Raw genomic sequence first — 12,371 nt, forward strand, 5'->3', positions numbered from 1 at the left:
CGCCGCCGCGGTCCCCGAGGCCGACGTCCCGGCGCTCGTCCGCGCCGCGCGCGCCGACGACGCGCTGCCGGATCCGTCGGGCGCCGTCGCGGGCGCCGCCGCGGCCGTCGGCGAGACGGCGCCGTCCGACGAGGGCGCTCCCGCGGCAGCCGTCCACCAGCCCATCCGGGTGGCGATCGTCGGCTGCGGCGTCATCGGCACGCACCACGCGCGCGTCCTCGCCGAGCACCCCGGCTTCCGCGTCGCCGCGCTCGTCGACACGAGCGCCGCCACCGCGGAGGAGCTCGCCGACGTGGTCGTCGACGAGCTGCCCGCCGAGCGCCCCCGCGTCTTCGCCCGGCTCGCCGACCTCGTCCGCGCGGAGGCCGCCGAGCTCGTCGTCATCTGCACCCCGAGCGGCCTGCACATCGGCCTCGCCGAGGAGGCGCTCGCCGCGGGCCTGCACGTCGTCATCGAGAAGCCGCTCGACGTCGACCTGGCGCGCGGCCGCCGCATCGCGGAGCTCGCGCGCGCGGCCGCCGGGCGCGGGATCCTCTCCACCGTCATCAGCCAGCACCGCTTCAACCCGTCGAGCGTGGTCGTCGACCGCGCCGTGCGCTCGGGCCGGCTCGGCCGGCTCACCTCCGCGGTCGCGAGCGCCCCGTGGTGGCGCAGCCAGGGCTTCTACGACTCCGGGCACTGGCGCGGCACGTGGGACCTCGACGGCGGCGGCGCCCTCATGAACCAGGGCGTGCACACGCTCGACCTCCTCGTCTCCTACCTCGGCCGTCCGGTCGAGGTCTACGCGCAGACCGCGCTGCTCGCCCACGCGGGCATCGAGGTGGAGGACGTGGCGGTCGCCGTCATCCGCTTCGCCTCGGGCGCCCTCGCGACCCTGCAGGCGACCACCGCCGGCTACCCGGGCCTCGACACGCGCGTGCAGGTGCAGGGGACGCGCGGGTCCGCGGTCATCGAGGCGGGTTCGCTCACCTACTTCCACGCGGCGCCCGAGTCCGGCGTGCCGGCCCAGGCGGACGTGCGGAACGACGCCGAGCTCGAGCTGCACGACGCGGACCTGCCCCGGTCCCCGCGCCTGGACAACACCTACCTCGAGGGCCACTACCGGCAGTACGACGACATCGCCGACGCGCTGCGGACGGGACGCCCGGCGGGGGTGACCGTCGACGACGCGTTCCTGTCGCTGGCGACCGTGGTGAGCGTCTACGTCTCGGCCACGCTCGGCACGCCGGTCGCCTTCGAGGACGTCGTCGACGGCGTGCACGACGGCCTGCGCCTCCGCGTCGGGCAGTCGACGCCGCCCGCGCCCGGCGCCGCGGCCCCGACCGCGCGGGAGGGGTCCACCGCGTAGGCGTCGACCGGGGACCCGTCCGTCCGGTAGCATCGGGGGTTGAACTTCGGCGAGGGATCGCAGGGGCCGTGCGCGAGCACGGCGGCGGTCCGTTATCGACGCGGTGGACGGGGCTCGCACCTCATTCCTCACGCGCAAGCGTTCGAGCAGACGACACCCACACGACGCGAGCCCTCACGGGCTCCACTAGGAGCGACACCATGGTTGACAACAACCTCACCGCGGAGCTGCGCACGCAGTTCGGCAAGGGCGCGGCCCGCAAGATCCGCGCGATCGGCAAGATCCCCGCGGTCATCTACGGCCACGGCACCGACCCGCAGCACGTCACGCTGCCGGGCCACGAGCTCATGCTCATCATCCGCAAGGCGAACCAGATCATCACGCTCGACATCGCCGGCAAGCCGCAGCTCGCGCTGGTGAAGGACGTCCAGAAGGACCCCGTCCGCCAGATCATCGAGCACGTCGACCTCATCGTCGTCCGCCAGGGCGAGCGCGTCGAGGTCGAGGTCCCGATCCACGTCGAGGGCGAGTCCTACCCGGGCACGATCCACACCATCGAGAACACCTCCATCCTGGTCGAGGTCGAGGCCACGCACATCCCGGAGAGCTTCGTCGTCTCCATCGAGGGCTTCGAGGACGGCACGCAGGTCTCGGCCGGCCAGGTCGACCTCCCCGCCGGCGCCACGCTGGTCACCGACCCCGAGACGCTCGTCCTCGCGGTCTCCGTGCCCCAGCTCGACCTCACGACCGACGCGGTCGACGAGGACGTCGTGGCCGAGGGCGACGCCGAGGTCGACGTCACCGACGACGGCGCCACCGGCGACCAGTCGGGCGACTCCGACAAGTAGCACCACCGCGGCCCACGGGCCGCGCCGCCGCATCGCGCGGCACCGCACCACCAGCACCACGGAGCCCGTCGGCCGCCGTCCGGGACACCGGCCGCGGCCGGCGGGCTCCGCGCATCCGCCCCGGATGCGGCCGACGACGAGGAGATCGCACGTGGACGACCGGACGCTGCTCGTGGTCGGGCTCGGCAACCCGGGCCCGCAGTACGCCGGCACGCGCCACAACGTCGGCCAGATGGCCCTCGACGTGCTCGCCGACCGGATGCGCGCCACCTTCCGCTCGCACCGCGCCAACGCGCAGGTCGCGGAGGGCCGTCCCGTCCCGGGCGGGCCGAAGCTCATCCTCGCGAAGCCCAGCTCGTTCATGAACCTCTCCGGAGGGCCCGTCGCGAACCTCCTCAAGTACTTCTCCCTCGACGCGTCGCAGCTCGTGGTCGCGCACGACGAGCTCGACATCCCGTTCGACGCCATGAAGCTCAAGCAGGGCGGCGGGCACGGCGGCCACAACGGCATCCGCGACATCATCTCCTCGGCCGGCACGGGCGACTTCACGCGCGTGCGCATCGGCATCGGCCGGCCTCCCGGCCGTCAGGACGCGGCGGACTTCGTGCTGAAGCCCTTCTCCTCCACCGAGCGGCAGGTGCTGCCGAACGTGCTCGAGGACGCCGCGGACGCCATCGAGATGATCGCCGCCGACGGCCTCATCGCCGCGCAGCTGCGCTTCCACACCGCCGCGTCCTGACGGACGCGCCGCTCCCGCCCGTCCGCCCTCGGCGGACGACGGCGAGCACGTCGGTGGCGGCGCGTACGATCATCTGGTGATCCTCCAGGGCTTGATCCCGGCGCTCTCGCGCGCCTCCACGTTCGACGACGCCCTCGCATCGGCCTCCCGCGACGCCGACTTCTCCCTCACCGAGGGGCTCCAGGGGCCGCTGCTCGCGGGGCTCCTCCGCCAGCGCATCCAGCGCGGCATCCCGGGGTGCCTGCTCGTCGTCACCGCCACCGGCCGCGAGTCCGAGGGCATGCGCCGCAGCCTCGCCGCGGTGCTGCCCGACGCCGAGATCCTCGAGTTCCCGGCGTGGGAGACCCTGCCGCACGAGCGGCTGAGCCCGAGCGCCGAGATCGTCGGCAAGCGGATCCACGCGCTCCGCCGCATGGAGCAGTGGCACCGCGCGCTCGGCCAGGGCGCCCGCGAGGTGCCGGCCGACCAGGTGCGGCCGCTCGTCGTCGTCGCCTCCGTGCGCGCCGCGCTGCAGCCCGTCGCCGACAACCTCACCGAGCTCGCGCCCGTGCAGCTCGTCACCGGCAGCCGCGGCCACGACCTGTCGGAGCTCGCGGTGCGGCTCGTCGACCTCGCCTACTCGCGCGTCGACATGGTCACGCGCCGCGGCGAGTTCGCGGTGCGCGGCGGCATCCTCGACGTCTTCCCGCCGGTCTCCGACCACCCCGTGCGCGTGGAGTTCTTCGGCGACGAGGTCGACCAGATGCGACCGTTCGCGGTCGCCGACCAGCGCTCCCTCGAGGAGACGGTCGAGTCCGTGGAGCTCCCGCCGAGCCGCGAGCTGCTGCTGAGCGCCCCCGTGCGCCAGCGCGCACGGGAGATGCAGCACGAGTTCCCGAACCTGCAGCAGATGCTCGCGAAGATCGCGGAGGGCATCCCGGTGGAGGGCATGGAGTCCCTCGCGCCCGCGCTCGTCGACCGGCTGGTGCCCGTCACCCACTACCTCCCGGTCGACGCGGCCATCGCCGTCGTCTCGCCCGAGCGCGTGTCCACCCGGGCGCAGAGCCTCGCCGACACGAACCGCGAGTTCCTCGACGCCGCCTGGAACGCCGCCACCGCCGGTGCCCAGGCCCCCATCGACCTCGCCTCCGGCGACTTCCTCTCCCTCGGGCGCCTGCGCGACGCCCGCGGCCCGCGCCGCTGGTGGACCCTGTCGGGCTTCCAGGCCACCGACGTGCTCCCGGAGGACCTGGGCATCGACGAGGTCATGACCGTCCGCATCCAGGCGGATCCGGTCCCGAGCTTCGCGGGCAACGCCGACGGCGCCGTCGAGCACGTGCGCGAGCGCCTCGCGGCGGGGTGGAGCGTGGGCGTCGTCGCGCAGGGCTCCGGGCTCGTCGAGCGCGCCGACACCGTCCTCCGCGAGGCCGGCGTGCCCGCGCGCGTGGTCGAGGAGTTCCCCGCGGCGCCGGAGGCGGGCATCGCCTACCTCCTGCGCGCCGCGATCGACGCGGGCTTCGAGATGCCCGAGATCCAGCTGGCGCTGCTCACGGAGAGCGAGTTCTACGGCCGGGCCGCCGGGTACGACAGCCGGCAGGTCAAGAAGCTCGCCACGCGCCGCAAGAACGTCGTCGACCCGCTGCAGCTGAAGCCGGGCGACCACGTCGTGCACACCACGCACGGCATCGGGCGCTTCGTGGAGCTCACCCAGCGCGAGGTCTCCTCCGGCGGACGCAACGCGGTGAAGACGCGGCGCGAGTACCTCGTCATCGAGTACGCGCCCTCGAAGCGCGGCTACCCGGGCGACAAGCTCTTCGTGCCCACCGACCAGCTCGACCTCCTCAGCCGGTACGTCGGCGGCGAGGAGCCCGCGCTCAGCAAGATGGGCGGCAGCGACTGGGCGGCGGCCAAGGGCAAGGCGCGCCGGGCCGTCCGCGAAATCGCGGTCGAGCTCGTGAAGCTCTACTCCGCGCGCATGGCGTCGCGCGGGCACTCGTTCCCGCCGGACACCCCCTGGCAGCGCGAGCTCGAGGAGGCGTTCCCGTTCATGGAGACGCCCGACCAGCTCACCGTCATCGACGAGGTCAAGCGCGACATGGAGAGCCCCATCCCCATGGACCGCCTGGTCTCGGGCGACGTCGGCTTCGGCAAGACCGAGATCGCCGTGCGCGCCGCGTTCAAGGCGGTGCAGGACGGCAAGCAGGTCGTCATGCTCGTGCCCACCACGCTGCTCGTGAAGCAGCACTTCGAGACGTTCTCCGAGCGCTTCGCGGGGTTCCCGGTCCACCTGCGCCAGCTCAGCCGCTTCCAGACCGACAAGGAGTCCCGCGAGACCATCAAGGGCCTCGAGGACGGCTCGGTCGACGTCGTCATCGGCACGCATCGCCTGCTCACGGGCAGCATCGCGTTCAAGGACGTCGGCCTCGTCATCATCGACGAGGAGCAGCGGTTCGGCGTCGAGCACAAGGACGCGCTGAAGAAGCTGAAGGCCAACGTCGACATCCTCGCCATGTCGGCCACGCCCATCCCGCGCACGCTCGAGATGGCGGTCACGGGCATCCGCGAGATGTCGACGCTGGCGACCCCGCCGGAGGACCGGCACCCGATCCTCACGTTCGTCGGCCCGAACAGCGAGAAGCAGATCGCGGCGGCGATCCGCCGGGAGCTCCTCCGCGAGGGCCAGGTGTTCTTCGTGCACAACCGCGTCTCGAGCATCAACCGGGTCGCGTCCGAGCTGGCGGAGCTCGTGCCCGAGGCGCGCGTCGCCGTGGCGCACGGCAAGATGAGCGAGGCCATGCTGGAGCAGGTCATCGTGGACTTCTGGGAGCGGAAGTTCGACGTGCTCGTCTCGACCACCATCATCGAGACCGGCCTCGACATCGCCAACGCGAACACGCTCATCATCGACCGGGCCGACAAGTACGGCCTCAGCCAGCTGCACCAGCTGCGCGGGCGCGTCGGCCGCGGGCGGGAGCGCGCGTACGCGTACTTCCTCTACGACGCCGACAAGCCGCTGTCCGAGACGGCGCACGACCGGCTGTCCACCATCGCGGCCAACAACGAGCTCGGCTCCGGCATGCAGGTGGCGCTGAAGGACCTCGAGATCCGCGGCGCGGGCAACCTCCTGGGCGGCGAGCAGTCCGGCCACATCCAGGGCGTCGGCTTCGACCTCTACCTCCGCATGATCGGCGAGGCCGTCTCGACCTTCCGGGGCGACGTGGCCGAGGGCCAGACCGAGCTGCGGCTCGAGCTGCCGGTCGACGCGCACATCCCGGAGGAGTACGTCGACAGCGAGCGGCTGCGCCTGGAGGCCTACCAGAAGCTCTCGACGGCGGCGTCGCCCGCGGCGTCGGACGACCAGATCGACCGGGTCATCGAGGAGCTGTCGGACCGGTACGGCGAGCCGCCCGTGGAGGTCGACAACCTCGTGCGGGTGTCGCGCCTGCGTCGCGTCGCGCAGCGGGCGGGGCTCAGTGAGGTCGTGGCCATGGGCCCGAACCTCCGCATCGCGCCGGCCGACCTCGCCGACAGCAAGCAGGTGCGCCTGCAGCGCATGTACCCGGGGAGCCGCCTGTTCGCGCAGACCAACGCCGTGACCGTGCCGCTGCCGAAGCGCGACGGCGAGCCGCTGCCGGACTCCGAGCTCGTGGACTGGGTGCGCCAGCTCCTCGACGCGGTGTTCACGGTGGAGCCCGCGCCCGCGGCTAAGGAGTCCGCGCCGAGGGCCTGACCCGGCGGCGGGCGCCGGCGCCTAGGCGCGGGCCGGTCCGCCGTCGACGTGCGCCGGGAAGTCGTCGCGCGTCGCGTCGTCCGCGTCCGCGTCGCCCCCGGCGCGGCGGGCACGGCGGCTGCGGATCGACAGGGTGACGGCGGCCGCGACGATGGAGACGCCCGAGCCGAGGAGCACCGCGAGGGTGCCCTCGTCGCGCACCTCGTCGAGGCCCGCGAACGCCAGCTCGCTCATGAGCAGCGACACCGTGAAGCCGATGCCGCCGAGCAGCGACACGGTCACGAGGTCGGGCAGGGCGAGGCCGCCCGCGGATCCGCGTCGCCGGGCGACGGCCGCGCCGAGCAGCCCGCCCGCGGTGATGCCGACGAGCTTCCCGAGCGGGAGCGCGAGAGCGATGCCCCAGAAGGCGGGCGCGAGCTCCGCGAGCCCGACCGCGGGGATCGCGACGAGCGCCGCGGAGAACGCGAAGAGCGGCAGGACGATGCCGTTCGAGGCGGGCTCGAGCGCGTGCGCGGCGCGGAGGCCCGAGAGGCGGGGGAGCGCGAAGCCGAGGGCGACACCGGCGATGGTGGCGTGGATCCCGGAGGAGAGCGTCGCCCACCACGTGACGAGCGCGATGAGGACGAGCAGGGCCACCACGGCTGTCCGGGCCGCGCCGGTGCGCCCGACGCCGAGCCGGCCGACGACGGCGAAGAGGGCCACGCCCGCCACCGCGACGACGAGCGGCACGACCGCGAGGTCCTCCGTGAAGAAGACGGCGATGATCCCGATGGCGATCAGGTCGTCGAGCACCGCGAGCGCGAGGAGGAACACGCGGACGGCCGCGGGCAGCCCCCGGCCGAACACGGCGAGCACGCCGAGCGCGAAGGCGATGTCGGTCGCCGTCGGCACCGGCCAGCCCCGCTCGAAGCCGCTGCCGGCGGTGATCGCGAGGTAGACGCCCGCGGGCACGACGACCCCGCCGACGGCGGCGATGGCCGGGACGAGCGCGGCGGAGACGCTGTTCAGCCCGCCGGCGAGGAACTCGTGCTTGAGCTCGACGGCGACGATGAAGAAGAAGACGACGAGCAGGCCGTCGCTCACCCAGTGGCGCAGCGACAGGTCGACGCCGATCGCGGGGAGGGCGAGGTGCCCGTCGGCCCATGCGATGAGGCCGGGCCCGGCGGGCGTGTTCGCCACGACGAGGCCCACCACGGCGGCGAGGAGGAGGAGTCCGGCGGCGATGCGCTCGGAGCGGATGAGGGCGGTCATGTGCGCCTTCCGGGGTCGGGGGAGGGGGAGACGGTCGCCCGCCGCCGACCAGACTTCCCGGCACACCGGACACCAGCCTACCGGCGGTCCGATGCGAGGATGACGGCATGAGCGAGCCCGCGTCCCCCTCCGCGCCCTCCGGACCCGCCGCCGCGGCCGTCGGCGACCTCGCCGCCGCGATGGCCGTCCTCCGGGCGCCCGACGGCTGCGTCTGGAACCGCGGCATGACGCATCGCTCGCTCGCGCCGTACCTGCTCGAGGAGAGCCACGAGCTGGTCGAGGCCATCGAGTCCGACGACGTGAGCGGCATGCGCGAGGAGCTCGCCGACGTCCTGCTGCAGGTCGTCTTCCATGCCGACATCGCGCGCACGGAGGGCGAGGGCTTCGACCTCGGCGACGTCGCGCGGACGGCCACGGAGAAGATGGTGCGCCGCCATCCCCACGTCTTCGGCGACGAGCGCGCGGACACCGTGGAGGAGGTGCTGCGCGTGTGGGGCGCGGCGAAGGACCGCGAGAAGTCGGCCCGCACGAGCGTCCTCGACGGGATCCCGGCGTCCCTCCCGTCCCTCGCCCTCGCCGACAAGCTGCTCGGCCGCGCCGAGCGGATCGGGCTCCTGGAGGCGGACGCGCCCGCGGCCATCCCGGTGGACGACGAGGACGACCTCGGCCGCCTGCTGCTCGCGGTGGTGGTCTCGGCTCGGAGCCGGGGGCTCGACGCGGAGCGCGCGCTGCGGACGACGCTGCGGTCGCTCGGCGCGGAGATCCGGGCCGCCGAGCCCGCGCGCGGGGACGGCGGGGCGGCCGGGCACGGTGCCGAGACGGGGCTGGGGAGCGACGACGAGCCGACGGGGACCGCCGGCGCGGGCCGGAGCGCCTGAGGCGAGGTCCGGCCCGCGGGGGCGTCGCCCGGGATTTACCCGATCCCGGGCCGCCACGTCCGACGCCTCCACCCGAAGGAGACGGCGGACAGACTGGGCGCTCACACCGTACGGGTCTTCGCCACCCGTCCATCACGGTTGTTATGGTCGGGGCGTGGCAGCTCCGGATCCGCGTCGCCGCCAGGAGCTCCTGGCGCACATCCTCGACCACCTGCGCACGCACCCGCTGGCCTCCGTGACCTTCCGCGGGCTGGCGGACGCGCTCGGGGAGAGCACGTTCGTGCTCGTCTACCACTTCGGCTCCAAGGAGCGGCTCCTCGAGGCCGCGATGGACGCGATCGACCAGCGCCAGTCCGAGATGGTGGCCGGCGATCCGCGCGAGATCCCCTCCTGGGAGCTGCGCGAGTGGACGACCCGGGCCTGGAGCTGGCGCCTCACGGACGTCAACCGCGACTTCCAGCGCCTCGAGTTCGAGGCGGCGCTCCTCCGCACCCGCGACGGCGTCGTACGGCCGCACGCCATCGCGAGCGTCACCGCGTGGCGCCGCTTCGGGCTCGACTGGATGCTGGCGCACGGCGTGCCGGAGGACGTGGCCGTGGACACGGCCGACCTCCTGCAGGCGGGCTCCTACGGCCTCCAGTTCGACTTCGTCATCTCGGGCGACCGCGACCGGGCCCTGCGCGGCTTCGAGGCGCTCATCGACGCGTTCACGCCGCGCATCGAGCCGTGGATCGACGCCGCCGCGGCCGCCGCGGCGGCGGAGGCCGGTCGGGCGCCCGAGGGCCCGCCCGCCGCCTGACAGAATCGGGGGATGCCCCAGCAGATCACGCCGCCCCGCGGCATGCGCGACTTCCTGCCCGCCGAGAAGGCCCGACGCGAGCAGGCGCTCGCCGTCATCCGCCGCACGTACCGGGCCCACGGCTTCGACGAGATCGAGACGCCCGTGGTCGAGGAGTCGGGCCGGCTGCACGCGGGCCTCGGCGGCGACAACGAGAAGCTCGCCTACTCGGTGCTGAAGCGCGGGCTCTCGGGGGACGACCTGCACGCGGCGGCGGACTCCGGCGACGTGCTCGCGCTCTCCGACCTCGGGCTCCGGTTCGACCTCACGGTGCCGCTCGCCCGGTTCTACGCCTCGCACCGCGCCGAGCTCCCGGGCGTCTTCCGCGCCATCCAGGCCGCCCCGGTCTGGCGCGCGGAGCGCCCGCAGAAGGGCCGGTACCGCCAGTTCATGCAGTGCGACATCGACATCATCGGCGAGCCCGGCCAGCTGGCTGAGGTCGAGCTGATCTCCGCGACCGCGGCGACCCTGGACGCCCTCGGCCTCTCGGGCTGCACGATCCGCGTGAACGACCGCCGCATCCTCGCCGGCATCCTCGACTCCTGCGGCTTCGCGCCCGAGCGCCACGCGCAGGCCCTCATCAGCATCGACAAGCTCGACAAGATCGGCGCCGCGGGCGTCGTCGCCGAGCTCGCCGAGGGCGGGGCGGACGCGGCGGACGTGCTCGGCGGCATCCTCGCGCGCATCGAGCCCGCGCTCGCCGACGGCGGCGTGCCGCTCACGGCCGACGCGATCACGGCGATCCTCCCCGCGGGCGTCGACCCCGACGCGGTCGCCGACCTCGAGACCCTCGCCGACGCGCTCGTCGGCCTCCCCGACGGCGTCACCCTCCGCTTCGACCCGACCCTGGTGCGCGGCATGGGCTACTACACGGGCACCATCTTCGAGATCGCGCACCCCGCGTCCGGCAGCTCCGTGGGCGGCGGCGGACGCTACGACGGGATGATCGGGCGCTTCCTCGGCCAGGACGTGCCGGCCGCGGGCTTCTCCATCGGGTTCGAGCGGGTCGTCGACCTGGCCGTCCTGCCCGCCGCGGAGGACGCCGACGCGATCGCCCTCGTCCACGACCGCCGCACCCCCGTCGCCGTGCTCGCGCGCCTCAAGGCGGAGCTGGTCGCGACGGGACGCCGCGTGCGGCTCGAGCCGCGCCCGAAGAACGTGGCGCCGCTCCTGGAGTCGCTGCGGCTGCAGGGGTTCCGCACGTTCGCGGCGGTCGACGCCGGCACCGCCGGCGCCGCGTCCCTGCAGGAGCGCCCGCTCGACGGCGGCCCGCGCGGCTGATCCGCCACCTGCGCGACACCTGCGCGCATCCCGGCGCCCGCGGCTCGCGAGGGGCCCGCGGCTAGGATGGACGCGACTTCACACCCCCCCACCGCAACGCAAGGAGACCATTCCGTGGCAGCCATCGAAGCAGTCAACGCACGCGAGATCCTCGACTCCCGGGGCAACCCGACCGTCGAGGTCGAGGTGCTCCTCGAGGACGGCACGTTCACGCGTGCCGCCGTCCCGTCCGGCGCCTCCACCGGCGCGTTCGAGGCGTACGAGCTGCGCGACGGCGACGCGGGCCGCTACCTGGGCAAGGGCGTCCAGAAGGCCGTCGCCGCCGTCGTCGACGAGATCGGCCCGGCCATCCAGGACCTCGACGCCGCGGACCAGCGCATCATCGACGCCACGATGATCGAGCTCGACGGCACCGAGAACAAGTCCCGCCTGGGCGCGAACGCGCTCCTCGGCGTCTCCCTCGCCGTCGCGAAGGCCGCGGCCGACTCGGCCGAGCTGCCGCTGTACCGCTACCTCGGCGGCCCGAACGCGCACACGCTGCCCGTCCCCATGCTCAACGTCATCAACGGCGGCTCGCACGCGGACACCAACGTCGACATCCAGGAGTTCATGATCCTGCCCGTCGGCGCGTCCACCTTCTCGGAGGGCCTGCGCTGGGGCGTCGAGACGTACCACGCGCTCAAGGCGCTCCTGAAGGCCAAGGGCCTGTCGACCGGCCTCGGCGACGAGGGCGGCTTCGCCCCGAACCTCGACAGCAACCGCGCCGCGCTCGACCTCCTCATGGAGGCCATCGAGTCCGCCGGCTTCACCCCCGGCAAGCAGATCGCCCTCGGGCTCGACGTCGCGTCCAGCGAGTTCCACTCCGACGGCGCGTACACGTTCGAGGGCCAGAAGGTGGATGCGGCGCACATGACGTCGTACTTCGCCGACCTCGTCGCGTCCTACCCCCTCATCACCATCGAGGACCCGCTGGACGAGGACGACTGGACCGGCTACGACCACTTCACCGCGGAGCTCGGCTCGAAGGTGCAGATCGTCGGCGACGACCTGTTCGTCACGAACCCGAAGCGCCTCGCGGACGGCATCACGCGCGGCGTCGCGAACTCGATCCTCGTGAAGGTCAACCAGATCGGCACGCTCACCGAGACGCTCGACGCGGTCAGCCTCGCCCAGCGCAGCGGCTACACGACCGTGCTCTCGCACCGCTCCGGCGAGACCGAGGACACGACCATCGCCGACCTCGCGGTCGCGGTGGACGCGGGCCAGATCAAGACCGGCGCCCCCGCACGCAGCGAGCGCGTCGCGAAGTACAACCAGCTCCTCCGCATCGAGCAGGACCTCGGCGCCGCCGCGGTCTACGCCGGCCGCAGCGCCTTCCCGCGCTTCCAGGCCTGATCCGACCGGCCCGCCCCGCGACGCGGCGGCGGGCCCTCGGCGCACCACCGGACGACGCGGCGGGGCGACGGGCCACGCGGCCCG

The 12,371-nt window shown here is 73.7% G+C and carries 9 protein-coding genes; 8 read left to right on the plus strand and 1 reads right to left on the minus strand.

Annotated elements, in window-relative coordinates; all coding sequences use genetic code 11:
* Positions 1 to 169: 169 nt before the first annotated feature.
* The 4 genes from Q6969_RS07720 to mfd all read left to right on the plus strand — a co-directional run bounded on the left by Q6969_RS07720 (position 170) and on the right by mfd (position 6,644).
* Positions 170 to 1,348 (plus strand): Gfo/Idh/MocA family oxidoreductase, encoded by a 1,179-nt coding sequence (locus Q6969_RS07720; RefSeq protein WP_317229918.1) that lies wholly within the window; start codon positions 170 to 172, stop codon positions 1,346 to 1,348.
* Between the two features lie 200 nt (positions 1,349 to 1,548).
* On the plus strand, positions 1,549 to 2,196 hold the full coding sequence (locus Q6969_RS07725) for a 50S ribosomal protein L25/general stress protein Ctc (protein WP_094116364.1): 648 nt from the start codon (positions 1,549 to 1,551) through the stop codon (positions 2,194 to 2,196).
* A gap of 151 nt (positions 2,197 to 2,347) precedes the next feature.
* A complete protein-coding gene (pth, locus tag Q6969_RS07730) occupies positions 2,348 to 2,935 on the plus strand; it encodes an aminoacyl-tRNA hydrolase (RefSeq protein ID WP_317229911.1) in 588 nt (195 codons plus the stop codon).
* Between the two features lie 76 nt (positions 2,936 to 3,011).
* Complete coding sequence (gene mfd, locus Q6969_RS07735) at positions 3,012 to 6,644, plus strand: transcription-repair coupling factor (RefSeq protein ID WP_317229912.1); 3,633 nt, start codon at positions 3,012 to 3,014, stop codon at positions 6,642 to 6,644.
* Positions 6,645 to 6,665: 21 nt separating this feature from the next.
* On the opposite strand, the gene Q6969_RS07740 is transcribed toward mfd, so the two are convergent.
* Positions 6,666 to 7,895 carry a Na+/H+ antiporter NhaA gene (locus Q6969_RS07740; protein ID WP_317229913.1) on the minus strand — a complete coding sequence of 410 codons (1,230 nt, stop codon included), beginning with the start codon at positions 7,893 to 7,895 and terminating at the stop codon, positions 6,666 to 6,668.
* 107 nt (positions 7,896 to 8,002) lie between these two features.
* On the opposite strand from Q6969_RS07740, the gene Q6969_RS07745 reads away from it, so the two are divergent.
* From Q6969_RS07745 to eno, 4 genes are all read left to right on the plus strand, one after another.
* Positions 8,003 to 8,773, plus strand: coding sequence for a MazG family protein (locus Q6969_RS07745; protein WP_317229914.1), 771 nt, complete (start codon positions 8,003 to 8,005; stop codon positions 8,771 to 8,773).
* Between the two features lie 154 nt (positions 8,774 to 8,927).
* The gene (locus Q6969_RS07750; RefSeq protein WP_317229915.1) at positions 8,928 to 9,572 is read left to right on the plus strand and encodes a TetR/AcrR family transcriptional regulator; all 645 of its coding nucleotides are present in this window, start codon (positions 8,928 to 8,930) and stop codon (positions 9,570 to 9,572) included.
* Positions 9,573 to 9,584: 12 nt separating this feature from the next.
* The gene (gene hisS / locus Q6969_RS07755; protein WP_317229916.1) at positions 9,585 to 10,892 is read left to right on the plus strand and encodes a histidine--tRNA ligase; all 1,308 of its coding nucleotides are present in this window, start codon (positions 9,585 to 9,587) and stop codon (positions 10,890 to 10,892) included.
* 114 nt (positions 10,893 to 11,006) lie between these two features.
* Positions 11,007 to 12,287, plus strand: coding sequence for a phosphopyruvate hydratase (gene eno / locus Q6969_RS07760; protein ID WP_317229917.1), 1,281 nt, complete (start codon positions 11,007 to 11,009; stop codon positions 12,285 to 12,287).
* Positions 12,288 to 12,371 lie beyond the last annotated feature (84 nt).

This window comes from Clavibacter sp. MX14-G9D, from assembly GCF_032917815.1.
In the GTDB taxonomy this organism is placed as follows: domain Bacteria; phylum Actinomycetota; class Actinomycetes; order Actinomycetales; family Microbacteriaceae; genus Clavibacter; species Clavibacter michiganensis_K.